The 26,446-nt window shown below is 44.5% G+C and carries 25 protein-coding genes; 3 read left to right on the top strand and 22 right to left on the bottom strand.

Going from position 1 to position 26,446, the window contains the following annotated elements; translation table 11 throughout:
* From OCV54_RS09225 to OCV54_RS09200, 6 genes are all read right to left on the bottom strand, one after another.
* Entirely contained in the window at positions 1–1,560 is a 1,560-nt protein-coding gene (locus OCV54_RS09225; protein WP_055223673.1) for a hypothetical protein, read from the bottom strand.
* The gene (locus OCV54_RS09220; protein ID WP_022216606.1) at positions 1,550–2,122 is read right to left on the bottom strand and encodes an RNA polymerase sigma factor; all 573 of its coding nucleotides are present in this window, start codon (positions 2,120–2,122) and stop codon (positions 1,550–1,552) included. The genes OCV54_RS09225 and OCV54_RS09220 overlap by 11 nt, the downstream gene beginning before the upstream one ends.
* Before the next feature lie 179 nt (positions 2,123–2,301).
* Complete coding sequence (locus OCV54_RS09215; RefSeq protein WP_015533295.1) at positions 2,302–3,120, bottom strand: YesL family protein; 819 nt, start codon at positions 3,118–3,120, stop codon at positions 2,302–2,304.
* Between the two features lie 112 nt (positions 3,121–3,232).
* Positions 3,233–4,093: a carbohydrate ABC transporter permease gene (locus tag OCV54_RS09210; RefSeq protein ID WP_022216607.1), complete on the bottom strand. Its 861-nt coding sequence runs from the start codon at positions 4,091–4,093 to the stop codon at positions 3,233–3,235.
* A gap of 10 nt (positions 4,094–4,103) precedes the next feature.
* Positions 4,104–5,045, bottom strand: coding sequence for a carbohydrate ABC transporter permease (locus OCV54_RS09205; protein ID WP_015533296.1), 942 nt, complete (start codon positions 5,043–5,045; stop codon positions 4,104–4,106).
* A 114-nt stretch (positions 5,046–5,159) separates the two neighbouring features.
* Complete coding sequence (locus tag OCV54_RS09200) at positions 5,160–6,587, bottom strand: ABC transporter substrate-binding protein (RefSeq protein WP_055223671.1); 1,428 nt, start codon at positions 6,585–6,587, stop codon at positions 5,160–5,162.
* 558 nt (positions 6,588–7,145) lie between these two features.
* On the opposite strand from OCV54_RS09200, the gene OCV54_RS09195 reads away from it, so the two are divergent.
* Positions 7,146–8,033, top strand: coding sequence for a hypothetical protein (locus OCV54_RS09195; protein ID WP_022216609.1), 888 nt, complete (start codon positions 7,146–7,148; stop codon positions 8,031–8,033).
* 82 nt (positions 8,034–8,115) lie between these two features.
* Here the strand turns inward: OCV54_RS09195 and OCV54_RS09190 are convergent, their stop codons facing one another.
* Positions 8,116–9,741 carry an ABC-F family ATP-binding cassette domain-containing protein gene (locus tag OCV54_RS09190; protein ID WP_015533297.1) on the bottom strand — a complete coding sequence of 542 codons (1,626 nt, stop codon included), beginning with the start codon at positions 9,739–9,741 and terminating at the stop codon, positions 8,116–8,118.
* Positions 9,742–9,922: 181 nt separating this feature from the next.
* A complete protein-coding gene (locus OCV54_RS09185; RefSeq protein ID WP_015533298.1) occupies positions 9,923–10,105 on the bottom strand; it encodes a hypothetical protein in 183 nt (60 codons plus the stop codon).
* 167 nt (positions 10,106–10,272) lie between these two features.
* Here OCV54_RS09185 and OCV54_RS09180 point away from each other — a divergent pair, with 167 nt between their 5' ends.
* Together OCV54_RS09180 and OCV54_RS09175 are read left to right on the top strand one after the other, a co-directional pair.
* Positions 10,273–11,577: an HlyC/CorC family transporter gene (locus OCV54_RS09180; protein ID WP_082418014.1), complete on the top strand. Its 1,305-nt coding sequence runs from the start codon at positions 10,273–10,275 to the stop codon at positions 11,575–11,577.
* A 484-nt stretch (positions 11,578–12,061) separates the two neighbouring features.
* Positions 12,062–12,763, top strand: coding sequence for a DUF1836 domain-containing protein (locus tag OCV54_RS09175; RefSeq protein WP_055143830.1), 702 nt, complete (start codon positions 12,062–12,064; stop codon positions 12,761–12,763).
* A gap of 112 nt (positions 12,764–12,875) precedes the next feature.
* Here OCV54_RS09175 and OCV54_RS09170 read toward each other — a convergent pair whose 3' ends face one another.
* The 14 genes from OCV54_RS09170 to pckA form a co-directional block, all read right to left on the bottom strand.
* The gene (locus OCV54_RS09170) at positions 12,876–13,205 is read right to left on the bottom strand and encodes a YerC/YecD family TrpR-related protein (RefSeq protein WP_015533300.1); all 330 of its coding nucleotides are present in this window, start codon (positions 13,203–13,205) and stop codon (positions 12,876–12,878) included.
* Positions 13,206–13,272: 67 nt separating this feature from the next.
* Positions 13,273–14,772, bottom strand: a complete 1,500-nt coding sequence (locus OCV54_RS09165) for an alpha-amylase (protein ID WP_015533301.1) — start codon at positions 14,770–14,772, stop codon at positions 13,273–13,275.
* 216 nt (positions 14,773–14,988) lie between these two features.
* Positions 14,989–16,206 carry an LL-diaminopimelate aminotransferase gene (locus OCV54_RS09160; RefSeq protein WP_015533302.1) on the bottom strand — a complete coding sequence of 406 codons (1,218 nt, stop codon included), beginning with the start codon at positions 16,204–16,206 and terminating at the stop codon, positions 14,989–14,991.
* Between the two features lie 10 nt (positions 16,207–16,216).
* Positions 16,217–17,017, bottom strand: coding sequence for a diaminopimelate epimerase (gene dapF, locus OCV54_RS09155; RefSeq protein ID WP_055143828.1), 801 nt, complete (start codon positions 17,015–17,017; stop codon positions 16,217–16,219).
* Positions 17,018–17,042: 25 nt separating this feature from the next.
* Complete coding sequence (locus OCV54_RS09150) at positions 17,043–17,594, bottom strand: ANTAR domain-containing response regulator (RefSeq protein WP_070097439.1); 552 nt, start codon at positions 17,592–17,594, stop codon at positions 17,043–17,045.
* A 112-nt stretch (positions 17,595–17,706) separates the two neighbouring features.
* On the bottom strand, positions 17,707–19,038 hold the full coding sequence (gene glnA / locus OCV54_RS09145; RefSeq protein WP_055143826.1) for a type I glutamate--ammonia ligase: 1,332 nt from the start codon (positions 19,036–19,038) through the stop codon (positions 17,707–17,709).
* 147 nt (positions 19,039–19,185) lie between these two features.
* Positions 19,186–19,956, bottom strand: a complete 771-nt coding sequence (locus OCV54_RS09140; protein WP_015533304.1) for an ABC transporter permease — start codon at positions 19,954–19,956, stop codon at positions 19,186–19,188.
* Entirely contained in the window at positions 19,949–20,866 is a 918-nt protein-coding gene (locus OCV54_RS09135; RefSeq protein ID WP_022216614.1) for an ABC transporter ATP-binding protein, read from the bottom strand. The genes OCV54_RS09140 and OCV54_RS09135 overlap by 8 nt, the downstream gene beginning before the upstream one ends.
* A 129-nt stretch (positions 20,867–20,995) precedes the next feature.
* Entirely contained in the window at positions 20,996–21,259 is a 264-nt protein-coding gene (rpsR, locus tag OCV54_RS09130) for a 30S ribosomal protein S18 (RefSeq protein WP_015533306.1), read from the bottom strand.
* Between the two features lie 17 nt (positions 21,260–21,276).
* Positions 21,277–21,729: a single-stranded DNA-binding protein gene (locus tag OCV54_RS09125; protein WP_022216615.1), complete on the bottom strand. Its 453-nt coding sequence runs from the start codon at positions 21,727–21,729 to the stop codon at positions 21,277–21,279.
* Between the two features lie 16 nt (positions 21,730–21,745).
* Positions 21,746–22,036, bottom strand: coding sequence for a 30S ribosomal protein S6 (rpsF, locus tag OCV54_RS09120; RefSeq protein ID WP_015533308.1), 291 nt, complete (start codon positions 22,034–22,036; stop codon positions 21,746–21,748).
* A 123-nt stretch (positions 22,037–22,159) separates the two neighbouring features.
* Positions 22,160–22,930, bottom strand: a complete 771-nt coding sequence (locus OCV54_RS09115; RefSeq protein ID WP_308936792.1) for a TIGR03915 family putative DNA repair protein — start codon at positions 22,928–22,930, stop codon at positions 22,160–22,162.
* A gap of 11 nt (positions 22,931–22,941) precedes the next feature.
* Positions 22,942–24,471 (bottom strand): putative DNA modification/repair radical SAM protein, encoded by a 1,530-nt coding sequence (locus tag OCV54_RS09110; RefSeq protein ID WP_055143824.1) that lies wholly within the window; start codon positions 24,469–24,471, stop codon positions 22,942–22,944.
* A 194-nt stretch (positions 24,472–24,665) separates the two neighbouring features.
* Positions 24,666–26,270: a phosphoenolpyruvate carboxykinase (ATP) gene (pckA, locus tag OCV54_RS09105; RefSeq protein ID WP_055223669.1), complete on the bottom strand. Its 1,605-nt coding sequence runs from the start codon at positions 26,268–26,270 to the stop codon at positions 24,666–24,668.
* Positions 26,271–26,446 lie beyond the last annotated feature (176 nt).

The following is a 26,446-nucleotide window of genomic DNA, read 5'->3' as shown; positions in this document are numbered from 1 at the left end:
TTACTCTCCTTCGCCAAGATATATTGTCATATACTCATAATAATCTGCCATTGAACTGCTCGGACTTACCTGCATGTAACAATCCTCAAGCTCACTCTCGTCAACAAGGAAATACACCGTCAGCAAATGTTCTTCGCCATCCCTCTTCAGGCAGCAGTAGCCATCCACGCTCTTTTCAGCAATCTCTGTGCCGTCATCTACTACATACGCAGGTACCCCATATGTCATCCGTCTTCCATAACTCGCACGAGGCTCACCATCTCCGCAATAATAATTCGTGTCAACCGGTGGCGCCAGATTGTCCCCCGAGAGTTTTTCTCCCCTCTCAAGATCTATAACTATATCGTCATACGGATATGCTCTGTAGTCCGCTTTATATGTGATATCCACCGCAACCATCCGCAAGCTGCTGTTATTATAATCTCCCCAGCTTGTAAAGCTGTTATCTGTCGCTTCGTTCATCCTCCGACATCTGACATCCACAAAGTTTCCGTCCGTATCCACCAGACCTTTCTCCTTGAGATCTCCCACAACATAGAGCATATCCGTAGGATCTATTCCCCGGGTGTCATCGTATACGTTCACACTGTTTACCGTCATCTCTACGCCATCCACAACAAACGACTCGTCCAATCCTATAAATGTGTACTTGTCATCCACCTGGATCGTATCAACATTATCCGGATTGTCATCATAAAATGTTGAGTCAACTCCGACCCAGTTAGATGGATCATCGCCCTCAGCATCCTTGACATTTATTCCGGTCACGATCTTGTCCAGTTCCTCATCCGTTATATCGCAGCCGATATACACAGTCAGAATAACGGACTCTTCTTTTATCGGAACGTACAGCACTCTATCAAATCCCCAATCAACTCCTCCCCTCTCAAACAACAGGTACTCATAACTTCCCGCCTGTCTGACTGTGGCATCCTCGATGCTTCGGTTTATCACAGTATTCGACTGTCCATTCCACTGGGTTGCCGCTATGGATATTCCCATATATCCTTTCCTGTCCGGGCTGTCATACTTACATTCCTCGACCTGAACCACGCCTTCCGGCAGATAATCAAGAGTGATCTCCACGTATCTTTTGCCAGAATTTATCATGTATGAATTACCATCGCTTCCTTTCATTATGCTCTGTGTTCCATTTTCTTCCTCCTCCGCCATTCTCTTTTTCATCGCGTCCAGAGTCTCCGTGCTCTCGGTATCATCTGCAGCTGTGGCAACACCATCGTCATTGAGCTCTATCGTTCCACTTGCATAATCACCATTCTTCTCGATCGTAAATCTATACACGCTGACCGCAGCATGGATCGATACCGGTATAAGGATCACACCACACAGCAGCAGTGCTGCAACCTTGATAAATCTCTCCATTCCTCCATGTCTTTTCCCGAGGCCTGTCGGTCTGCCGGACTCCTCCATATCTCTCATTCCGGCGAGCAGATTTTCCTTTTTAGCTTTGTATTCTGCCGAAAATTCATGTTCAGACAGCTTGTCCATATTATCCGTATTGTCCGTGTTATCAACATTCTCCATATTCCTATTCTCCATCCAGCATCATCTCCTTCATCAGCAGTTTTCGCGCTCTCTTTACCGCCCGCTCATATTTCTTCCGGACCGCAGCCTCTGTCAGCCGCATCAGATCAGCTGTCTCTCTTACACTGAGCTGCCGCACTATCCTTAGCTGGAGCACTAGGGCATCATCATCAGATAATCTTCCAAGTATGCCTGTTATCAACTGTCTGTTCTCCACCTCATCAGCCATATTGCTCTTCACCGATGGATCGGCATGACTCCACAGGATGTTGTCTGCAAGTTCCGTGGAATCGTCATCCCCCTGCAGACTGCACACAGCCTCTTTATCTCTTTTATTTTTCCTGTACATATCAACAGCGATATTTCTTGCAGTCTTGGTTATGTACGCCGACCTCTTCTCCTCCGGCATCCTTTTTATCATATTCCTGTATCTTATGACTTTCAGAAATGTCTCCTGTACAGCCTCCTCCGCCTGCCATATATCTCCCAATACGGCATACGACAGCCTGTATAACTTCTGTTCGTACTTGTCATAATATTCTGCTATCAATTCGCTGTCTTTCTTATCATTATGCATAATTTCCCTATCCTTTTTCATGTGTTCCCCGCCATGAACACCCCTTGATATTCTGTCTTTTTTGAACGTTCACTATATATAACGATTACATTATCATAAATGTGACACTTTTTCATAAAAAAAGAGGTTAAAGATTTCTCTTTAACCTCTTTTATGGGAAATATCACTATCTTCAGGCTTTATGCCTGTTCCGAATCCAAGTCTTCTTTATTCCCTGTATCCTCTTTATCCTTTTCTTCAGCTTCAGCCTCGGCTTCTAACAGTTTCGCAGCAGCTTCAGCCTCCTCCTTTGCCTTCTTCGCCTCTTCCTCGGCTTTTCGGGCGGTTTCCTCCAGTTTCTTCTCGTTGAGTCTGAATATCTTCCTCATCGTCGTACTGGTTCCGTATGCAATCGCACCAAATATGAATAAAACCCACAGATACCATATATTAACAAATATCATAGGGTATCTCACGCATATAAATATAGGTGCAAACCATGCGATAAATACTTTTAACCATGAGCCCTTATATGTGATAGCCAAAGCCAGTGAGTTTCTCACCGTGGTTCCCAGCTTATTGTTGTATCTGGCTATCAACGGGAACAAAAACGGAACAATAAGTCCCATAAATATAAGTTCTGTCACAAGAATTCCTGTGTAGAATGTAGATATGAATCCCGTCACTCTCTTGACAAGCAGGAATTCAAAATACATTACAAATATCGCAAGCAGAATAAAGAAATACGCTATGGTCGACTGTTTAAAGTTTCTCTTAAACTCATGGATAAATCCGGCGACAACCGTCTCTTCCTCATCCTCCTGCAGTCTTATACACATAGCATAAAGAGCTGACAGCGATGCTCCCACTGTAAATATAGGTATACAGCCAACTACAAAGCACACATTAAGTGCAAATATAGTTCCAAACGCATCCATTGCCCGTCTCAGAAGTGGTTCTTTCTCTTTTCCCCTGTCATTCTCTCTGCTCTCTTCCCTGTTGTTTGATATCTCGCTCATTCAAAATGTCCTCTTCGCTTATTGTTTCGTAAAAAAAAATAATATAATGCGGGTATCGATCGACCCAAGAGTCATCGATACCTACATTATATTTAATTGATTACAATATATATTACTCCTTTACACCACCAAGTGCAACACCTGCAATAATATATTTAGAAAGGAAGAAGTACATTACGAGGATTGGAATAACAGTTGTGAAAAGTCCACAATAGATCTGACCCCAATCTCTTGACTTATCATTTGCCTTTAACGCCTGAACGTACATTGGCATTGTCTGCTTCTTTCTCTCTGTAGCAAGTATGATAGAAGGTGTATACAGGTTATTCCATGATGCAACGAATCCGAAGATTGCCTGAGTTGCCATAGCTGGCTTCAGAAGAGGAAGTACGATCGAGTTGAACGTATGAATTTCTCCTGATCCATCAATTCTGGCAGCCTCTACGATCTCTACTGAGAGGCCAGTCTCCATGTACTGCTTCATAAAGTAAACAGTTGTTGGTGCTGCGATCGCTGGAATGATCATTGCAAGATATGAACCATAAATATGTGTGAGGTTACATATCTTGATGAAACCTACGATAGATACCTGCTGAGGAATCATCATGATAGCATATATGAAGCCCCATGCAAAATTCTTTGCCTTGAAATTGTAAACTGTAACTGCGTAAGCTGTCAGAGAACCGAAGTAGATCTGAAGAGCTGTTGCAGGTACTGTGATAATTAACGAATTGAGCATAGCCTGAAGTACGTTTACTCCACTCGTCTTCGCACCACCCTCTAAAAGTCCCTTGAAGTTAGTGATGAACTGTGAGCCAGGAACAAGCTTTATTCCTGTAAGAATATCACTGGACTTAAGTGTTGAGTTAATTAACAAAATATAAAACGGTATGATTGACAGGAAACAAAGTATGATACAGATGACATATCTTAAAACCCTCGTTCCCGTTGCTTTTGATTCTGTCTGATCCAACTTTGTTCACCTACTTTCCTTGTTTTTCTGTTTTCTCTGATGTCAGCTTGTAGAACAGTAAGCTTATAATCAATGTGAATGCGAAAAGCATTACTGAGTAAGCTGCAGCTTTACCATAATCCTGTGTAGGACCTGCACTTACGTACTTCTTGATAAGCATAACTACTGTTGTTGTAGAATTGACATCCGATCCACCTACTCTTACAACCGGGTTACCTTCGTTGAAGAGCTGTGGAATATCGTACATCTGCAGACCACCGATAGCTGATGTTACAAGTGTGTACTGTAAGATCGGCTTGAGCAGTGGAAGTGTTATCTTAAAGAACTGCTGCTTTGATGTAGCACCATCAACACTGGCTGCCTCGTAAAGTGATGGATTGATACCGAGAATACCTGCACAAAGGACGATCATTGTATTACCATACCACATCCAGAACTGGATAAAAGCAATGATTATAAGTGATGCCCAGCCGTGATTCAGGATACCACCCTCATCACACCATCCCCAACTTCTGAACAGGCTCGTGATAGGTCCCTGAACCTCGAACATACCGTAGAAGAGAACGGCGATTGTAGCTGCTGTAATGATGTTAGGCATGTACATGATTACCTTGAATACACCCTGACCCTTTATCTTAACCTTGATGTCTGTGAACCAGGCAGCAAGAACAAGTGCGAGAAGGATCTGAGGTACGAAGTTTACCAACCACAGAACAACTGTTATAGCAAGTGCCTGCCAGAACTCACTTCCGGTCTTTGCAAACACATAATTGGTAAAGTTACCGAGTCCTACGCTTGTTGTCACATATCTACCATTCTTAGCTGAGTAGATAAATGAGTTGTAGAACGTATAGATAAGTGGATACAGCTGAAAGATAAGGAAAACAAGGAAGAACGGAATGAGGAACATCAAACCATACTTGCCGTATTCAACTGTCTTGTTCTTTTTCATAGTGTGATACGCCCCCTTAAAATATTGGTCTATAGTACACACGCACCAGCAACTTTCATTACTGATGCGTGCATTTTGTTACTTTATAGTTTTATCCTTTATTTTAGGGATAGATTACTTTGAGATACCAAGCTCTGAAGCACACTTGTCCTCGATGTACTTAACAGCATCATCAACTGATGTGTATGTACCTGAGTTGTAAGCTGTAGCTGCCTCGTCGATGAATGCCTTGATTGAAGCATCCTGGTATGTTGTGTTGCTGAGGTTGATTCCCTCTGCTGATGCTGCCCATACCTCGATTGGGTTCTGTCCGCCAAGGAATTTCTGAGCTGCATTTTCGCTTGAAAGCTCACCATTGATAAGTCTCTCGTTAGCTGCCTTGTTGTTTACACAGTCACCTGTCTTGTTTGTGATATCAACACCAACATCTGGATCACATGTTAACTCGTAAAGAAGGAATGCACAAAGCTCTGGGTTTGGTGTATCCTTACCGACCATTACGTATGTACCGCCCCAGTGGTATGATGTAGGGCCTGTAACAGCTCCCCAGTTACCATCTACAGCGCCGTTACCCTGCATTGAACCTATGAACCAAGGACATCCGAAGTAGCAGAATACCTTTGAATCATTTGCCATATCAGCAGCCCATGATGAATCCCAAAGGGCTGTGTTGTTTGAATATCCACCATCATAGATCTTCTTACCTGTCTCAAGGTACTCTGTAACTGCACCGTCAAGTGTAAGCTTCTCTGATGAACCGTCATCTGTTACCCAAGGCTGTGACTGAGTATCCCAGATAGCGTACTTAACATCTGAAGGACCAGATACGATCTTGTATCCAGCACCCTTTAACTTTTCTGCTGTCTCGAAGAACTTGTCCCAATCAGCAAGAGCTGCCTGAACTGTCTCAGGATCATCTGATCCAAGAACTTCCTTAGCAATGTCTCTTCTGTAGAATACAGAACCTGCTGTAGCCTGCCATGTAACAGCCTTAAGCTCGCCGTTGTATGTGCCATACTGCTTAGCGAAGTCATATGAGTTAGCCATAACATCATCTGTGAAACCAAGATCTGTAAGGTTAGCTGTCTTTGTGTCATCCTCTGACCAGTACTTAGCTACATCGTTATCAGCAGGGATAAGTGAAGGATACTTATCTCCACTTGTAAGAGCTGTATCAATAGCTGTCTTGTACTCATCTGTTGTTCCACCAACACCAAGTGTTACGAACTCAACATAGTCCTTGTACTCTGGGAACTTGTCAAGAACGACGTTCATCTTCTTTGAGAAATCCTCATCCCATGAGTAAGCGTAGATCTTCTTGCTGTCATCCCAGCCATCTGTGCTAGGTGCTGCAATTGCTCCTGTTGCTGAAGCATCTGCCTCTGTTGCCTCTGTAGCATCATCTGATGCTGCCTCTGTTGCCTCTGTCTTAGCCTCTGTTGTTGCCTCTGTTGTAGCATCATCATTTCCGCCACATGCAACGAGTGATAATCCCATTGCCATAGCTAATGAAAGTGCTAACGCCTTTTTGATTTTTCTCACAAAAAAACCCTCCTTTTAAATATGTGTGCTATTCCAATGCTATGCTCTAAAATCACCTTATCGAGCATATCCGGAATGCCGTGTCATGCTTTTTCATGACCTCTGTTGTGATTTTATTGACAACGTCCTTGTCAACATAGGCTTATTATAGGGCATATTATCTAATTTGGCAACCCCTTTTTTGAGTTTTTTTATCTTTTTTGCACATTCGCCTTTTTTTAAGCTAAAAAAATAACTAATTAAACTTTATCTATAAGGCGTGTATTTTATCATTTTTGTCAAATAGCCTATTTTTCGTACATTCCATGCGCCTTTCCGGCTAATATGGCAACTGTACTTTATATATAGAAAACAGCTTATTTACAAGGTTTTCTTTTAGTCATTATGTATAGTGCATGCAAAACCGATCTGTTTTATTGTGCAATTTTAAATTTTAGACTTTTTTCACTATTGGAGGGGTTCTGTTCTCCTCTTCTATATGTTAGTATACTATTATTAAATATATTTGACGCGGAAGACCGGACGCCCTCCGGCTCTTTTCGTGCAGAGGAGTTTTGAATGAGCAAAAAAGATAATACACAGGAAGAGGTGCTGGAAAGCACACAGAAGGATGCCCCGGATGACATTTTGATCCAGCCAAGGGGTGTCAAGCGTGAGGTGGCCGACGGTTTCTCAGATCCTAGATCTGCAGCGCCCAAAGCGGACCTTGCGACCGAAAACAGTCTTGAGCTTCACGCCATGACGAGATCAGAGCGCCGCAGATACAGACGGGCACAAAAAAAGGCTGAGACAGCGGACATGACACGCTCACAGCGTTTTCATTATTTTATAGACTGCAACAAATGGAAGATCATAGGAATACTGATGATCGTAGTGTCACTGGCCTGGATCTCACTGGCGGTATATTCCAATACCCGGCCGACGGTATTTGCATATGCGGTGGTCAACAGTCCTGATCCATGGAGCGTGGACACATCCGTTATAGACGACTATAAGAGCTACTATAATTATAAGGACTCGGACAAGATCAAATATATGCAGAACCTGCATTACGATCCGACTACATTTGACGCTGACTACGATGCAAATGGAACGGAATACTCTTCCTTCCCGCTGCTGTGCGAGGACAATGTATATGATGTGCTGATATCCGACAAGGCCGGAGTTGAGTGCTGCAGTTGGATAAATCTGATACATCCGCTTGATACATATGATGGCACTCTCAAAACTCTCTTCGAGGGAGAGCTCAAGGATCGTGTAGTAACGGCGCAGGATTCCGCAAATCACACTTCCGCATACGCAATAAACATCAGCGGAACGGATTTTGCCAACCGCATGAACCTGGGATACAACGATGTGTATCTCTCATTCCCGGGCAACAGCGAGGAGAATGTTGACCACATTATCAAGCTGTTGAATTACATTTTTGATCTTGGTATAGAATAAGAAAAAATGGCTGTGACATATTGTTGTGTCACAGCCATTTTTTCTGTCATGATCTGTATTCAGGTGATCATATATCAATATATCAGTCCTCTGAATCCATGTTCATGACCTGTCTCTTTCTGGCAAGCTCGTCATTTGCAAGATACTCATCGTATGTTGTCTGCTTGTCTATGAGACCTGTATTTGTAATCTCTATGATTCTGTTTGCAGTTGTCTGTACAAACTGGTGATCCTGTGAGGAGAACAGTACTACACCAGGGAACTTGATAAGTCCGTTATTGAGTGCCGTGATGGACTCCATATCGAGGTGGTTTGTAGGCTCATCGAGAATCAGGGTGTTTGAACCCATGATCATCAGCTTGGACAGAAGACATCTTACCTTCTCTCCTCCAGATAGGACCTTGACCTTCTTAACTCCATCCTCACCTGCAAAGAGCATTCTTCCGAGGAAGCCTCTTACATATGTGGCATCCTTCTCGTCTGAATACTGTGTCAGCCAGTCAACTATCACGAGGTCGTTGTCGAACTCCTTGGTGTTGTCCTTAGGGAAATATCCCTGTGAGGTAGTAACTCCCCACTTATAGCTTCCCTCGTCCGGTTCCTCCTCGCCTGCAAGTATCTTGAAGAGCATGGTGGTTGACTTGGTGTTCGGTCCGACAAATGCTATCTTGTCGTCATGACCAACCGTGAACGAGATATCATCCAGAAGCTTTTCTCCGTCAACCGTCTTGGAGATATGTGATACGGTAAGCACCTCGTTACCGATGTCTCTCTTTGGTCTGAAATCAATGTATGGATATTTTCTGCTTGATGGCTTGATGTCATCCAGCTCGATCTTCTCAAGGGCACGCTTACGGGATGTAGCCTGCTTGGACTTGGAAGCATTTGCCGAGAATCTCTGAATGAACTCCTGGAGCTCTTTGATCTTCTCTTCCTTCTTCTTGTTGGCTTCCTTCATCTGCTTGATCATAAGCTGACTTGACTCGTACCAGAAGTCATAGTTACCTGCGTAAAGCTGGATCTTGCTGTAATCTATATCTGCTATATGGGTACATACCTTGTTCAGGAAATATCTGTCATGCGATACAACGATAACCGTGTTCTCAAAGTTGATGAGAAATTCCTCAAGCCATGCGATGGCATCCATATCAAGGTGGTTTGTAGGCTCATCCAGAAGAAGTACATCCGGATTGCCAAAAAGGGCCTGGGCAAGAAGCACCTTGACCTTGAGTCCACCATCCAGATCCTTCATCAGGCTGTAGTGATACTCTGTGCCTACTCCAAGTCCGTTCAGGAGTGTGGAAGCATCTGACTCTGCCTCCCAGCCGTTCATCTCAGCAAATTCAGCCTCAAGCTCTGCAGCCTTGACTCCATCCTCGTCTGAGAAGTCCTCCTTCATATATATAGCATCTTTTTCCTTCATTATCTCATACAGACGCTTGTTACCCATGATTACTGTGTCAAGCACCTGGTACTCATCGTATTTGTAGTGATCCTGCTGGAGAACTGAAAGTCTCTCTCCATCATTCATTGTCACATCACCCTTTGACGGCTCTATCTCTCCTGACAGGATCTTCAGGAAAGTTGACTTGCCGGCACCATTTGCACCGATCAGTCCATAACAGTTACCCTCTGTAAATTTGATATTTACATCCTCAAATAAAGCCTTCTTACCAAATCTCAATGTTACGTTATTCGCACTAATCATCGACGTATATACCTTTCACTATTTACTCTGTCTGCACACGCAGACGTCTCCATTTTCAGTGATTAAGTATATCAATACATGTCAGATGTGTCAACTTTACTTTATGTACAGAGCGGCGCTTTTCCTGCCCCGCTCCACTCTTCCATTCTGATATCCTTTACCAGAATTTTCTGGCTGCCAGCTAGAGATTCTTGACTATAGGATCATACAGATCAAGCTCACAGTACTCTGTGTCTGTAAAATGATCGCAGTTAAGACAACTCTTACCCGTCACATCGTTTGAAAGGCCCTTACAAGAACACTTCTTCTCATACGCACTGCATCTCTCTGCAACTTCTTTGTAGGTTTCTGTTGAACTTCTCATGATGTTCTCTCCTTTTTGCTATGCATTTTTCTGCTGCCTTATTATTGTGTGTCTTTTTCTGCTTTTTATTCCACATTTCATTCTTCGCTGATTCTTTGCCACATCAAGGTACGGATTCTTGACAATATGCTATATATTAAGTACAATCAGAATTAAAAATTTTTTAAATGATTGGAGATGAAATCTTGGACGCAGGTTCCATAATAAACATTATCATTCTGGTGGTGCTGATCGCACTGTCCGCATTCTTTTCTTCAGCTGAAACAGCACTCACAACGGTGAGTAAATTCTCGCTCAGGTCTCTTGCAGACAACGGCAACAAGCGGGCCTCACGGGTTCTCAAGGTCACAGAGAATTCAGGCAAGCTGATAAGCACTATTCTTATAGGAAATAACATTGTCAACATATCAGCATCTTCTCTCACGACCACATTCGTAACAAAGGCATTTGGAAGCTCTGCTGTCGGTATTGCAACCGGAGCCCTGACACTGATCGTTCTCCTCTTCGGAGAAATCACACCAAAGACCCTGGCTCAGCGTTATAACCTGAAGATATCGCTGTTATACATTGACATAATCCAGTTCCTTATGATAGTGCTCACACCTGTGATATTCATAGTGAATAAGATCGCTGATTTTATATTCTGGATCATAAGGCTCGACAAGGACGGCGGGAACCAGAAGATGACCGAGGATGAACTCATAAGCATGGTGAACGTCAGTGAGGAGGAAGGCGTCATCGAGGACAAAGAGAAGGAAATGATAACCAATGTGGTGGACTTCGGAGATTCCATTGCAAGGGATGTCATGATCCCAAGAGCAGATATGACCATCGCCTCTGTTGATATGGCTTATGATGATCTGCTGAAGCTCTACATGGAAGTACCGTATACGAGAATTCCTGTATATGAGGACTCCAGAGATAACGTGATCGGTATCCTTCATGTTAAGGATCTCTTCTTCTACAAGGCAACCCATGATATCAATAATTTCAGCGTTCGTAACATCATGAGAAAGCCACTGTATGTATATGAATATCAGAAGACCAATGATCTTCTGCACTCCATGAAGTCGGATTCCAATACCATGGCCATAGTGCTCGATGAGTACGGAATCTGCATAGGACTTATTACCATTGAGGATCTCATTGAGGAAATCATCGGAGACATCAAGGATGAGTACGACACGGAGGAACACAACAACATCATCAAGGTCGACGACACCCACTACAACGTCGATGGCTCCATCAAGCTGGATGATCTGAATGATGCACTGAATCTAAAGATAGAATCAGAGGACTACGACTCCCTCGGCGGTTACATAACCGAGCTGCTGGATCACATTCCAGCCAAGGGTGAGTCCGTCACCGACATCTCATGCATCTACAAGGTACTTGAGATGGACAAAAAGCGAGTCGCCAGAGTGCTTATCACGCTGGCTCCGCAGGAGCCAGGCGACGCCGATGGCGAGTAAGTCAGCGCCGGGTGGCGGGGTTATGCGCAAACAGACATTTTCGTTGAAAAAGATACAATTTTGTGATATTTCTCGAAGGAATTTACGAAAAGCACACAGGCTTGCAAAAGCTTGTGTGCTTTTCTCTTTTTTCGGCTCAAAAAGATACAATCGTCAAACTTGCAGCCAGCTAGCGTCCTGAGCATTCTCTTTCCTCTTGATTTTTTAACAAATTAATACGTTTTATAGTAAAACAACCTTGTAATGTAGTTTTGAATACTATATAATATGTCGTGTTGATTCAAAATCAACTGTTTATATGCGGTATTACACACTGCATAAACAACACATACTGCACAAAACAGCACATGCTGCGTAAACAATGCATACTGCATACACAGCACGTACAACTGTTGGAATATGTCAATTTGTGAACGGTATTTATGAACAGCTTTTTCGCACAGCAGTTCCTGTGCGTGCTCCAACTAATATAAGAGGTGTCTATATGGATAAAAAGACAAATATTAAAGACATAATATCAATGGCCGGTGGCCTTGATTATATAAACCCTAAGGATATTCCTTCCATTGACCTGTACATGGATCAGTTGACCACCTTCATGGAGGATCAGCTTGGAAAGAACAGGCGCAATGACGAGGACAAGGTGATGACCAAGACCATGATCAACAACTACACAAAGAACAATCTTCTGCCATCGCCTAACAAGAAGAGATATTCTAAGCAGCACCTTATACTGCTCATTTATATATACTACCTGAAGAACATGCTCAGCATCAACGATATACAGACTCTGCTTGAGCCTCTTATAGATGGTTATTTTGATTCCAACAAGGACGGAAAGGATATTTCTGATATATACGCCCACTTGTATGAGCATCTATCCCAGCATTACGGTGACATCATCAAGGATATCGTGAGAACAGCCAACAAGGCTGATGCCATGTACGATCCTGAGAAGGACTCCTATCTCCACGATCTCAGCATGATCTCACTTCTCTCAGTTGATATATATGCCAAGAAGAAATATGTGGAGCATCTGGTAGACAAGCTCAGACAGGAATCTGAGGAAGATGCCAAGGCGAAGGCTAAAGCCCAGGCACAGAAAGCCAGAGAGCAGGCAGCAGCCAAAGCCGCAAAGGCTAAGCAGCCACAGGCAAACGCCGCAGCCGAGGGCAAGAAAAAATAGTCAGCTTACGCACAACCAACAAGTATTGCGACCAGATTTCACAGGACTCCAGCCTGTAACACAAATAAAACCCCTGAACGATAAAATGTAATCGTTCAGGGGTTTTGTCTGACTACTTGTCGGTTTTCTCGTTGCTCTGCTTGTCATTCTGCTGGAAGCTCTTCATTCTTGAAAATACAAGCTCATATCCGTCCTTGCCATAATTCAGGGATCTGTTGACCCTGCTTATCGTGGCTGTGGATGCTCCGGTCTTCTCCGCAACCTCCAGATATGTGTTGTCTTCCTTCAGCATCTTGGCCACTGCAAAACGCTGTGCTATAGATAACAGTTCATTCACCGTGCATACATCCTCAAAGAAATTAAAGCACTCCTCTTCTGTCTCCAATGTAAGTATTGCCTCAAACAGATCCTGTACTGCCTCTGTATGTACTGTTTTTCCCATGTCTAAGCTCCTTTTTGACTTTCACGACTTTAGCGTGATAAAGTAATATATACTATATACCACTTTCTTATAATTTGCAATCTTTTTTGATCCAGACTGAAAGGCCTCTTCTGTTGACATAGAACTCGCCACAGCCCTCGTCATCTATCTTGATGTCATACTTGGCATTACCCATGACATCTGCAAAATGTGCTCCCGCAAACTGTCTGCCCACATACATTCTCTTGGTGCCGCCCATTCCATCGGACATGACAACCGCAAGTCCTGAATCCTTGTGCTCCTCGTCGCCCTCTCTGGTCCATCCAACAACCTCGCTGTGATCAAAGTAGTCGTGCTGAGTTCCATATGCATATTTCTTTCTGAGCTTGAGCAGCTTATTCAGTATCGTCTTCTTCGACTTTACCTTAACCTGTGGTATTCCCGCATAGTCGCCGATATACAGGCACGGATAGCCCTGCTCTCTGAGCAGTATGACCGCATACGCCAAAGGCTTGAACCAATCCTCAACGTACGATTCCAGAACTCCTCCGACCTGGGATTCGTGGTTATCTACAAATGTAACAGCCTTCTCCGGATTGCTCATCATAAGTGAACCCTTAAGCAGATCTGCCATGTTATACTCTCCATCTGCCACAGATGCATCGTGGAAATTGAAGTGCAATGGCACATCGAACATGGATGCCTCATTGTCTGTGGCCTTGATATAGCCATTCAGATATTCTGTATTCCAGTGCCAGAAATCACCGACAGCAAATATGTCCTTATGTACATATTCCGGAGCCTCATCTGCGCCCTTCTTTTTAGCGGCTACAGGGACATCAGATGTCGCTTCAATAAAATCCTTCACAAACCATGCAGGGATAGCCTCCGCCTCCTGGAATCTGAATCCGTCCACATCAGTGGTCTTCTCGTACCACTGAGCCCACGCCATGAGCTCGTCATACACTTCCTGATTGTAGAAATCAATCTCGCTTCCAATTATATAATCATACTTGGAATATTCCTTGTCCGCCTCGTCATAATCCTTGCCCTCAAGAGCGCACACACGCTTCTTGAATTCTTCCTGCTTCCAGTCTATTCCCGCAAAATGCTTCCAGTTCCACTTGAACTTGGAATACTTTGACTTTCTTCCAGGGAATGTAAACTTTGAAAGTGCTCCCACAGTCTTCTTATTGCCGATCATCTGTGGAATATCTTTGGTGTTGAAATCGGCTGCTGTAACCTTCTCTATCCTGTCAGCGCCGAGCTTCTGTCTGACCGCAATGTCCGCATAGACATTTATCCCCTGATCCTTCATAGCCTTTATAGCAGCTATATACTCATCCTTAGTTCCATATCTGGTTCCAACTGAACCCTTCTGGTCAAACTCTCCCAGATCATACAGATCGTACGGAGCATACCCCATATCTTCTTTGCCCTGTGCTCCCTTTGTAGCAGGCGGAAACCATACAGCCGTAGCCCCCATCTTCTTCAGAACCGCAGCGTCCTCTGCTGCCTTTTTCCATAAATCCTGGCTGTCGGTCGTATTCGCTGTAAAATACTGTACCAAAAGTCCGTTATCCTTCATCTCAATACCTCCGTTATTGGCTTTTAATCACCCTTATAAGTCATTATATCAAATCTGAATATATGAGTAAAGACCGACAAATAACAAAAAACATGCCCGCAGACTCCCCTTACCGGAGTGCCTGCAGGCATGCCAAAGACACTATGTACTGTAACGTATATATATCGGATCACACACGCTGATCCATGCATGTATACACCACAGCTTATAGCTGTATTACATATTCTTGATTCTCTCTATAGCCTCAACTGTATTCTCATAAGTTCCGAATGCAGTAAGTCTGAAATATCCCTCACCGCTTGGTCCGAAGCCTGAACCTGGGGTTCCGACTACATTTGCATTCTCAAGCAGATAATCGAAGAAATCCCATGATGACATGTTGTTCGGTGTCTTAAGCCAGATGTATGGCGCATTTACACCGCCTGATACAGTGTAACCCGCATCCTTGAGTCCCTGTGAGATAACCTTTGCGTTATTCATGTAGTATGCGATCTGAGCCTTTGTCTGAGCCTTGCCCTCGTCTGAGTACACCGCGTCTCCTGCTGCCTGAACAATGTATGGAGCGCCATTGAACTTTGTTCCATGTCTTCTTGCCCACAGGCTGTGCATTGACACGCCATCTGCGTCCTTCAGATTCTTTGGAACTACAGCATAGCCAAGACGTGTTCCTGTGAATCCTGCATTCTTAGAAAAGCTCTTGAGCTCGATAGCACATGTCTTTGCGCCCTCGCACTCATATATTGTATGAGGAACATCCTCCTCGCTGATATATGCCTCGTATGCAGCATCGTAGATGATGACTGCTCCGACCTTATTTGCGTAATCTACCCACTCCTGAAGCTGATCCTTCTTGATCGTTGCTCCTGTAGGGTTGTTTGGGAAACACAGATATATGATGTCAGGTGTCTCCTTTGGAAGCTCTGGCGCAAAGTTATTGTCCGCAAGACATGGCATGTAAATTACATCGCTCCACAACTCTGTGTTCTTGTCGTATGTTCCTGTTCTTCCTGCCATTACATTTGAATCAACATATACAGGGTATACAGGATCACATACTGCGATCTTGCTGTCTGCTGTAAATATCTCCTGGATATTTGCTGAGTCACTCTTTGCCCCGTCGCTGACAAATATCTCATCAGCAGATATGTCCACGCCTCTGTCAGCATAGTCATTCTTTGCTATGGTGTTTCTGAGAAACTCATAGCCGAGATCAGGAGCATATCCCTTGAATGTCTCCGCAACTGCCATCTCGTCTACAGCCTTGTGAAGGCGCTCTATGATAGCCGGTGCAAGTGGCTGAGTCACATCACCGATACTGAGTCTTATAACCTTCTTGTCAGGGTGTGCTGCGCTGTACTCTCTCTGCTTTCTTCCAACTGTTGAGAAGAGATAACTTCCCGGAAGCTTTAAATAATTTTCATTTGCCTTAAACATATCTTTCCTCCTAATATATATCAGTCCAGCCTTCAAATACTTCCCTTGCCGGTCCTGTCATGTACATAGTTTCATTCTGCCTGTCGTAATCAATATCTAAAGTTCCTCCGAGCAACGAGACCTTTACCGAATCTCTCGTCCTGCCGGCAGCTATCCCCGCCGCCACAGCCGCACACGCGCCTGTACCGCACGCAAATGTCTCGCCGGAGCCGCGCTCCCACACTCGCATCCTCATATGATCTTCGTCAACGATCTGGACAAATTCTACATTTGTCCTGTTCGGGAACATGGGATGCACCTCCATCTCAGGCCCCAGAGTCTCCATCTGGCAGACATATATATCATCTACCCACACAACCGCATGGGGATTGCCCATGGATACCCGGACAAAATCCACGGTTTCATCAGGCAGAACAGCCATCTCGACAGCCGCACCTATATCCGGTCTGCCCATATCCACACACACCGCAACCACTCTTCCATCCTGCAGAATGCATCTGAGCCGTTTTATACCCGCCTGTGTCTCCACAGTAAATTCCGTCTTCTCCGTCATTCCATGGTCGTATACATACTTGCCAAGGCATCTTATGCCATTTCCACACATCTCTGCCCTGCTGCCATCCGCATTGTATATATCCATATTAAAATCAGCCCTGGCCGAAGGTCCTATAAGTATCAGTCCGTCGCCCCCAATGCCCCTGTGCCTGTCACTGACAAGCCTGGCAAGGATCTCCGGATCATACACCTTTTCTCTGAAGCAGTTCACGTACACGTAGTCATTTCCAAGTCCTTCCATCTTCGTGAATCGCAATAGAAAGCCTCCCTCTTGATCTGTTTTAGAAACAATCTGAATTATCCAGTATCATATATGCCATCTCGACTATATTTATACCGTTATCCATGCTCTTCTTTTGCAGATATCTGTGAGCGTCCTGTTCATCATACTCAAAGTCATGCATAAGCTTGAGTTTTGCCGCCTTGATGACCTTCTTCTCTTCCTCGGTTCTCTCCTTTGGCCTGGACTTTCTCTTTTTTCTCTCCCACAGAAGATTCTCTATGGTGAGACTTACGGTATTCACAAAGTCCATGGACTTTATCGGCATAGACAGACATACCACGCCGCTGTCCCGGACTTCCTCATAATTCTTCTTGCTGCTGAGCACGATCATGTCAAAATATTTCGGAATATAATTCTCAAGATCTGAATACATCATATCCAGGAATTTATATCCACATATTATGACTCCATCGTCACACGCATCCGCAGCCTGCGCCGCCTGGGCTCCGGTTGTACACACCTTTGTAACACTTATACCATTGCGAATGAGCAGGTTTTTTATACTCTTTGCTTCCTCTATTTTCGGAAAAACTATTATAACATTTACCAAATCAAAGCCCTCTCAATCGTGTATGTATAGCTATTATCAAATATATAGGTAAGCAGACCTTTCGCTCCGCTTACCTATACTACTCATCATTTTATATTGTTCGTGTATAAGATCAGACTTTGTACAGATAGTTTGAGATCTCCCAGTCTGTAACCTGTCTTGTGTACTCATTCCACTCATCCATCTTGGCACTTGTATATCTCTCGAAGATGTGTGAACCAACTGCCTCCTTCATGAAGTCGCTCTCGCTCATGGCAAGAGTTGCCTCTCTGAGGTTTGCAGGAAGGCTGTGGATATGACGTGTCTTCTTCTCCTCTGCAGTGAGGTTGAATATATTTGTATCTACACTTGGTGGAACTGGAAGCTGACGCTTGATTCCGTCAAGTCCTGCTTTAAGGCATACTGCCATGGCAAGGTATGGGTTAGCTGTTGGATCCGGACATCTGAGCTCAACTCTTGTTCCTGCACCACGTGCACTTGGAATTCTGATAAGTGGACTTCTGTTCTTTGCTGACCATGCGATGTAAATAGGAGCCTCATAGCCTGGAACAAGTCTCTTGTATGAATTTACAAGTGGGTTGGTGATGGCTGTCATCTCCTTCATATGCTCCATGATTCCGGCGATGAACCAGTAAGCCTCCTGGCTAAGTCCGAGCTTATCGTTCTCATCTGCAAATATGTTCTTGCCATCCTTCTGGAGCGACATGTTCATATGCATACCTGAACCGCATACGCCATACTTTGGCTTTGGCATGAATGTTGCGCAGAGACCATGTCTCTTGGCAATAGTCTTTACAACCAGTTTGAATGTCTCGATGTTGTCGGCGGTTCTCAAAGCCTCACCGTACTTGAAATCTATCTCATGCTGTGCAGGAGCTACCTCATGGTGTGATGCCTCGATCTCAAATCCCATCTGCTCAAGAGTAAGAACCATATCTCTTCTCGCATTCTCACCGAAATCCAGTGGTCCGAGATCAAAATAGCTTGCTCTCTCGTATGTGTTAGTTGTAGGCATTCCGTTCTCATCTGTCTGGAAGAGGAAGAACTCACACTCAGGACCTACATTCATAGTGTAACCCATCTCTTTTGCCTCAGCCAGAGCTCTCTTAAGTACATATCTTGGATCGCCCTCAAATGGTGTTCCATCAGGCTTATATACATCACATATAAGTCTTGCAACTTTTCCCTGCTGTGGTCTCCAAGGGAATGTCTCATATGTATCATAATCAGGATACAGATACATATCTGACTCCTCAATTCTCGCAAAGCCCTCTATAGAAGAACCGTCGAACATGATCTTGTTGTCAAGTGCCTTCTCTATCTGGCTTGAGGTTATCGCTACGTTCTTAAGGTCACCAAAAATATCTGTGAACTGAAGTCTTATAAACTCAACATCATCTTCTTTGACCTTTTTCAGTATGTCTTCCTTTGTGTATTTTCCCATCGTTATACTCCTTTTCTACACATTGTTTGATCCTCTGCATGTAAATCCCTATGAGTTTTTCTCATAGCTAGAGTTATAATAAACTTTGACAGAACTTTTGTCAACACAGATGAACGGTTGAGCAAATGTATATTCTGTCATAATTCTCTATCGAAGATCTCTCTTCCTGAATGTCAACCACGTTGCCACTATCATCACCGCGCCATACGCAGCGGCCACTGCCAGGGATATTCCCGCGTGACTCCAGTCTATATCGACCTGACTCATCTCCCTCACAGAGCTGAACGGCATATAGCCCAGTATTTTCTCCAGAACATCCGACTGGAACAGCACAGGCATGATCTGCACGCCGAGATCCACCAGGAAAAACAGCAGCAGATTCACGGATACGGATGCTGCCTTGGACGTCAGCGCAAATGCAAGGAATACGCATGTCATATATAACATCGTAAGCACAAAGCCCTCGCACGCTATCGATCTCAGCATATATCCCGCCACATTCAGGGTAAATGCCTTTCCAAAGCCTCCACAAATGCATCCTCCTATGGTATATACAAGTATATCCTCAAGAGAGAGTATCCATATCGCCACTATATATACTATGATCTTCGAAAACATTATATGTGCCCTGCTGTGTCCCTGGGCTATCGCACACTGGATATCCCTGGACTTGTAATCGCTGGTGATGAGCGACGCCGCAATAAATCCAAACAGCATGCCGGACACCGAGCTTCCAGAAAACGAGCCCAGCAGATACTGGAACTGAAAATCTCCCGTGAGTTCTATTCCGAGAATATCTCCAACCAATCCCACCGAGATCAGATATATTATATCCTGGACAAAGAAAACTATCAGGCACACCCTGAAGCCCAGGCTCTTATACAGCTTATAAAATTCAGCCGACAACAGTTCACGCATAATGAGCACCCCCTATCCTGTGAATAAAGTAGTTCTCAAGGCTCTCCTCCTCGAGATGGTACTCACTGACAAACACCCTCTCATTGTAGAGAACCCATGCCAGCTCGTCTGAGTTTACCGGCTGGTCCACGATTATCTCATCGCCATTCACATACACATTCACTATATTGTATCTCATAGCAAGTATATCAAGAACCTTCTTCACATCATTGGTGCGCAATCTCAGTCTCCTGTGGCACTTCGCGTCAAGCTGCGCTGCAGAGAGGCAGTCTATGATCTGTCCTCTGTCTATCATTATGTAGTCCGTTGCCAGCTCGTGAAGCTCTGTGAGTATATGGCTGGATATAAGTATCGTCACACCAAATCTCTGATTTATCTGCTTGAGAAGATTTCTTATCTCAACTATTCCAACCGGATCAAGTCCGTTTATCGGCTCATCCAATAGCAGGAGATCCGGACCTGACAGCATGGCACAGCCAATCGCCAGCCTCTGCTTCATTCCCATCGAATAATTCCTAAACTTCTTCTTGCCAACGCCCTGCAATCCAACATTTGCTATGGTCTGCTCGATGAGCTTGTCGTTCTTTATCCCCCTCAGCTTCATATTAAGCTTTATGTTGTCTACAGCATTATAATTGTCGTGCAGTCCGGCATGTTCGCACACCGTTCCTATCCTCTTTCTGGCATTCACCAGCCCCTTGCTGTCACTGGCGCCAAATAATTCTATCTCTCCCTCGTCAGGAAACAACAGACCATTGATATGATTGATCAGGGTAGTCTTTCCTGCCCCGTTCTGTCCTATAAAGCCATATATCTTCCCCCTTTCAAGAGATATATTGACATTGGACAAAACAGTATTCTTTCCAAATGTCTTCGTGAGTCCGCTTACTCTCACAACATTCTCTGCCATTTATCCCCCACCTTTCTGTCCTCATAAAATACGCCTACAGGAAATAATATTCTATGAATTTACACAAAAACCCGTCATCCAGCACATAGCTGAACAACGGGTCCTTTATATACTTATCAATGATAAGAATTAATCCTGAACGTATGGTAATATTGCAATCTGTCTAGCTCTCTTAACAGCAATTGTGATTGCTCTCTGATGCTTAGCACATGTTCCTGTGATTCTTCTTGGAAGGATCTTACCTCTCTCTGAGATATACTTTCTGAGTGCGTTTGAATCCTTGTAATCGATCACAGCCTCTTTATTAGCACAATACTCGCAGACTTTCTTTCTTCTACGGATATTTCTTCTCTTCATTGGAGCGTCAGCTCTATCAGTCTTATTGTAAGCCATTGTATTTACCTCCTATTTTACTTGAATGGTAAATCGTCCTCAATACCTTCCGGTATACTCATGAAGCCCTCAGCTCCTGCATTGCCAGGTGCCGGTCTTCCTGCTGGCTGATATCCACCGCCTGATGCCTGTCCGCTTGCAGCCTTGCTCTCAGCAAACTCCTGCTCCTCAACAACAACATCAGTTGTGTACACCTTGTTACCATCCTTATTCGTATAGCTTCCAGTCTGGATTCTACCTGTTATAGCAATCTTCGTTCCCTGCTTCAGGTACTTCTCTGCAAACTCAGCGCTCCTGCCAAATGCAACGCAGCCGATGAAGTCTGCACTCTGGTCGCCATTTCTATTGAATCTTCTGTCTACAGCCAATGTGTATCTTGCAATAGCCATCTGGCCATCACCTGTGTTTGACTGTGAATATCTAACTTCCGGGTCTCTTGTGAGACGACCCATCAATATTACCTTGTTCATTATAGAATACCTCCTATTACTCGGCGTCTAATCTAACGCAAAGATATCTAAGAACTGATTCCATAATACGAATGTTAGCCTCAAGCTGAGCTGGAACTCCAGCCTCTGCATCAAACTGAATGAAGTAGTAGTATGCTTCGCCCATCTTCTGAATCTCGTAAGCAAGCTTCTTGAGTCCACACTCGTTAACTTCTGTAATTGTTGCGTTAGCCTTCTCAATATAAGACTTAACCTTATCAACTACAGCTGTTCTGGCTTCCTCATCAATCTTTGCACTAACAACTAAAGTTAATTCATATTTGTTCATTACATTGCACCTCCTTATGGTCTCTGGCCCACAGTCATCTGTGAGCAAGGAAAATATGATTAATACATCACAAGTTCAGATACTATCATATTTTTCCAGCCAATTCAAGCATTTTTTCTATGATCATCCCAAAAATTCTGTAGCATGCTTTCTCGACCACAAAGGGAACATGCTTCTCTGGCATCTGTAGTTCTCTCTCTGCTCCACGCTCACCGCGCTGAAGAATGTTCTCCACATATCTGTGTAATCATCCTCCATATATTCTGCACTGCCCAGCGTCTCCATCTCCTGATCTGTAAGCCGCCTCACATACATATCCGAATCCACCGGATGCACCACGGCGTAACGTCTGCCATCATCCACTATCAGCCAGTATTCTGACGGCATCCTGTCCGCAAAATGACTGGCGACAAGAAGCGCAACATCGTCCTTTGGTTCTATATGACATACATACACCCGCCCTTGGACAGCAGTGAATCTGGCTATCTCCCTGAATAGATGTGCCTCGTTGCTCACACTCCGCCCAAGCTCCATGATACGCATCACCTCCGGACTTATGAGCATATGTTCCACCTTTCGGCCCTCGGCAAATGCCAGTATCAGATATCTGTACACAGTGTCCAGTGCATCCTCCTGATGCGACAATAGTGCATTGAATACGTTGCGGTACACCAGCCAGGATACCTTCTTCACAGACCGGGTAAACTTCTGCACCTTGTCCGCATCCGGCTCGACATGTATATAGTCAGCGAACATATCCAGTTGTTCCACAGGCTCCTTCATAAGCATCACATGGTCGTGTCCGACCTGCAGTGCCATACTCCACGCCTCATATATGCATGTAGCCATATCGTCATATCTGTCCCTGCATGTGAAAACCTTCATATTGTCCATAACTTCCACCTTCACGCCTTCATTCCTATATCAAATAAAGTCATCTGTCTATACTGTTCATTGCCGTGTGATGCCTGCCAGTTCTCTCCCCGGCTCAGATCCGTCATCTCCCTGACAATGTAATCCCTCTCTATAGGGATCCTGTACATCATACGTCCGCCACACGTTATAAAATAATGTGCTCTCTTAAGCACCACCCCCATCTTCTTCAGATTATCGAAATCCAGACTTCCGTATCTGCGGGCTCTCACTATCCTGCCCGCCGACTTCGGCCCTATGCCGGGAATCCTGAGAAGCAGATCATACGGTGCCGTCTGCACCTCCACCGGGAACTGGTCAAGATGCCTCACTGCCCAGTTGCACTTCGGATCCATTCTCTGATCGAGGTTCGGCTCGTTCTCAGACAATATCTCCTCAGCGTGGAATCCATAATATCTGAGCAGCCAGTCCGCCTGATACAATCTGTGCTCACGGAGCAATGGAACCGCCGTATCCAGCGCAGGGAGTGCCGAGTCCTCGTTGATCGGTATATACGCGGAGTAGAACACACGCTTCAGATCGTATCGCTGATACAGTCTCTGGGCTGTGTGTATGAGCATGTAATCCGACTCTCCGCTGGCTCCAACTATCATCTGTGTGCTCTGTCCCGCCGGGGCAAATGCCTGTCTCCTGTCTGTATCCCCAAACATGACAGGGAGGGGCGAAGAGGCAGCACCGATGTCTCTTTTATCAGAGGTCATTCCATCTGTGAGTGCCTCTGCTGCTGACATCTGCAGAGCACCATGTCTTTCCTGCCCTGCCAGCTCTGCTTTGTATGCGGTCAGATCCTTCTGCAGATTCTTCTCGTTGAATATGCTTCCAGTAAGGTATCTGTTGATACCGCTCCTCTCCATACGCGCAGTCTTGCCCACCGCCAGTCTGTGGGATTCTATAGTGCTGGTCAGCTTGCCCATGGGATCAAGTATGGTGCCAAAACTCTTGTTCGGGGCAAGCTTCTTCAAACCCTCCTCAGTCGGCAGCTCCATATTAACACTTATCCTGTCCGCTAAATATCCCACCATGCTTATAAGCTCATCCGATGCCCCCGGAATGGTCTTCACATGGATATATCCATTGAACCTGTACTTCGTCCTGAGAAGATACAGAGTCTCACACATCCTCTGCATAGTGTATGTCGGATCCCTGAGCACACCAGAGCTCAGGAACAACCCTTCTATATAATTCCTCTTGTAGAACTCTATGACCAGATCGCACAGCTCCTCCGGTTCAAATGTCGCTCTTGGCACATCATTGCTTCTGCGGTTCAGACAGTACTTGCAGTCATATACACAATGGTTCGTCATAAGGACCTTAAGCAGCGATATACATCTTCCATCCGCTGCAAAGCTGTGACATATACCACATGATACACTGTTGCCCAGGGCTCCCTTCTGTCCCTTCCTGTCCACTCCACTGGATGTACACGCCACATCATACTTCGCCGCATCCGCCAGTATATTCAGTTTTTCCTTCGTTGTAAGTCCTGTAATTATCTCGTTCATGCATAATATTATACGAACATTTGTTCGGTATTGCAAGAGGTAATTTCTGGTTGCCGGTTAAAGCATAATATTACTTATGGATGGCGCAGACAAAAAAGACCGGACACACTCTGAACGAATGTATCCGGTCTTCTCTATGCGAAAGGATCTGGACTATGACAGTTCCTTTCTTCTATATGATCCTAAGCTATATCTTAGAGCTGTGGGCCTGCTGCAACTAATGCCTTACCTGCTGCATTACCCTCGTACTTAGCAAAGTTCTTCTGGAATCTTGCTGCAAGATCCTTAGCCTTTGTCTCCCACTCTGAAGCATCAGCGTATGTGTCACGTGGGTCAAGGATTGCTGGATCTACGCCAGGAAGCTCTGTTGGAACCTCGAAGCCGAACATAGGGATCTTCTTTGTAGGAGCCTCATTGATAGCACCACTGAGGATTGCATCGATGATTCCTCTTGTATCCTTGATTGAAATTCTCTTGCCTGTTCCATTCCATCCTGTGTTAACAAGGTATGCCTTAGCACCACTCTTCTCCATCTTCTTAACAAGCTCCTCTGCATACTTTGTAGGATGCAGCTCGAGGAATGCCTGACCGAAGCAAGCTGAGAATGTAGGTGTTGGCTCTGTGATACCTCTCTCTGTACCAGCAAGCTTTGCTGTGAATCCTGACAGGAAGTAGTACTGTGTCTGCTCTGGTGTAAGGATTGATACTGGAGGAAGTACTCCAAACGCATCTGCTGAAAGGAAGATTACGTTCTTTGCAGCTGGTGCTGATGATATAGGTCTTACAATGTTCTTGATATGATCTATTGGGTAAGATACACGAGTATTCTCTGTTACGCTCTTATCAGTGAAATCGATCTTGCCGTTTGCATCAAGTGTAACGTTCTCAAGAAGAGCGTTTCTCTTGATAGCGTTGTAGATGTCTGGCTCTGAATCCTTGTCAAGGTCGATAACCTTAGCATAGCATCCACCCTCGAAGTTGAATACGCCGTTGTCATCCCAGCCGTGCTCATCATCACCGATGAGGAGACGCTTTGGATCTGTTGAAAGTGTTGTCTTACCTGTTCCTGAAAGGCCGAAGAAGATAGCTGTGTTCTCACCGTTCATATCTGTGTTAGCTGAGCAGTGCATTGAAGCCATTCCCTTAAGTGGAAGGTAGTAGTTCATCATTGAGAACATACCCTTCTTCATCTCTCCGCCGTACCATGTGTTAACTATAACCTGCTCATGGCTTGTGATGTTGAATGCTACACATGTCTCTGAGTTAAGTCCTAACTCCTTGTAGTTCTCAACCTTAGCCTTTGAAGCATTGTACACTACGAAATCTGGCTCGAAGTTCTTAAGCTCTTCCTCAGTTGGCTTGATGAACATGTTTGTTACGAAATGAGCCTGCCAAGCAACCTCAACGATGAAACGGATAGCCATACGAGTATCAGCATTTGCTCCGCAGAATGCATCAACTACGAAAAGTCTCTTGTTTGAGAGCTCCTTCTTTGCAAGATCCTTAACTGATGCCCATGTCTCCTCTGTCATTGGATGGTTATCGTTCTTGTACTCATCTGATGTCCACCATACAGTGTCCTTTGAGTTCTCATCTACTACGATATACTTATCTTTAGGTGAACGGCCTGTATAAATACCAGTCATAACGTTAACTGCGCCGAGCTCACTAACCTGTCCCTTCTCGTATCCCTGAAGGTCAGCCTTTGTCTCTTCCTCGAATAACAATTCATATGAAGGATTGTGTACGATCTCTGTTGTGCCTGTAATGCCATACTTAGTTAAATCAACTGTTGCCATTTTTCTTAACTCCTTTTCTTTAAATGTATTTCATTGATAGGTGCATGTCGCCTGTACCCTGCCGGCACCGCAACTATACAGCACTCAATAATCTGAAAATAAATATGAACACTTTCTCTCATATTCAGTTGAAAGTATACCCAATTAGTCAAAATAAATCAATATGATTATTGAGT

Origin of the sequence: Coprococcus aceti, assembly GCF_025567285.1 — a bacterium.
Taxonomy (GTDB): Bacteria; Bacillota; Clostridia; order Lachnospirales; family Lachnospiraceae; genus Coprococcus; species Coprococcus aceti.
This window is presented reverse-complemented; position numbering and strand designations above follow the sequence as displayed.

Coding starts and splice junctions, on each gene's coding strand:
- OCV54_RS09125 (WP_022216615.1), bottom strand. CDS start 21,729: ATGAACAAGGTAATATTGATGGGTCGTCTCACAAGAGACCCGGAAGTT.
- OCV54_RS09170 (WP_015533300.1), bottom strand. CDS start 13,205: ATGGGAAAAACAGTACATACAGAGGCAGTACAGGATCTGTTTGAGGCA.
- OCV54_RS09225 (WP_055223673.1), bottom strand. CDS start 1,560: ATGGAGAATAGGAATATGGAGAATGTTGATAACACGGACAATACGGAT.
- OCV54_RS09180 (WP_082418014.1), top strand. CDS start 10,273: ATGATTGGAGATGAAATCTTGGACGCAGGTTCCATAATAAACATTATC.
- OCV54_RS09140 (WP_015533304.1), bottom strand. CDS start 19,956: ATGCGTGAACTGTTGTCGGCTGAATTTTATAAGCTGTATAAGAGCCTG.
- OCV54_RS09215 (WP_015533295.1), bottom strand. CDS start 3,120: ATGAGCGAGATATCAAACAACAGGGAAGAGAGCAGAGAGAATGACAGG.
- OCV54_RS09205 (WP_015533296.1), bottom strand. CDS start 5,045: ATGAAAAAGAACAAGACAGTTGAATACGGCAAGTATGGTTTGATGTTC.
- rpsR (WP_015533306.1), bottom strand. CDS start 21,259: ATGGCTTACAATAAGACTGATAGAGCTGACGCTCCAATGAAGAGAAGA.
- OCV54_RS09110 (WP_055143824.1), bottom strand. CDS start 24,471: ATGAACGAGATAATTACAGGACTTACAACGAAGGAAAAACTGAATATA.
- rpsF (WP_015533308.1), bottom strand. CDS start 22,036: ATGAACAAATATGAATTAACTTTAGTTGTTAGTGCAAAGATTGATGAG.
- pckA (WP_055223669.1), bottom strand. CDS start 26,270: ATGGCAACAGTTGATTTAACTAAGTATGGCATTACAGGCACAACAGAG.
- OCV54_RS09165 (WP_015533301.1), bottom strand. CDS start 14,772: ATGAAGGATAACGGACTTTTGGTACAGTATTTTACAGCGAATACGACC.
- OCV54_RS09185 (WP_015533298.1), bottom strand. CDS start 10,105: ATGAGAAGTTCAACAGAAACCTACAAAGAAGTTGCAGAGAGATGCAGT.
- OCV54_RS09195 (WP_022216609.1), top strand. CDS start 7,146: ATGAGCAAAAAAGATAATACACAGGAAGAGGTGCTGGAAAGCACACAG.
- OCV54_RS09220 (WP_022216606.1), bottom strand. CDS start 2,122: ATGCATAATGATAAGAAAGACAGCGAATTGATAGCAGAATATTATGAC.
- OCV54_RS09135 (WP_022216614.1), bottom strand. CDS start 20,866: ATGGCAGAGAATGTTGTGAGAGTAAGCGGACTCACGAAGACATTTGGA.
- OCV54_RS09175 (WP_055143830.1), top strand. CDS start 12,062: ATGGATAAAAAGACAAATATTAAAGACATAATATCAATGGCCGGTGGC.
- OCV54_RS09190 (WP_015533297.1), bottom strand. CDS start 9,741: ATGATTAGTGCGAATAACGTAACATTGAGATTTGGTAAGAAGGCTTTA.
- glnA (WP_055143826.1), bottom strand. CDS start 19,038: ATGGGAAAATACACAAAGGAAGACATACTGAAAAAGGTCAAAGAAGAT.
- OCV54_RS09160 (WP_015533302.1), bottom strand. CDS start 16,206: ATGTTTAAGGCAAATGAAAATTATTTAAAGCTTCCGGGAAGTTATCTC.
- OCV54_RS09115 (WP_308936792.1), bottom strand. CDS start 22,930: ATGGACAATATGAAGGTTTTCACATGCAGGGACAGATATGACGATATG.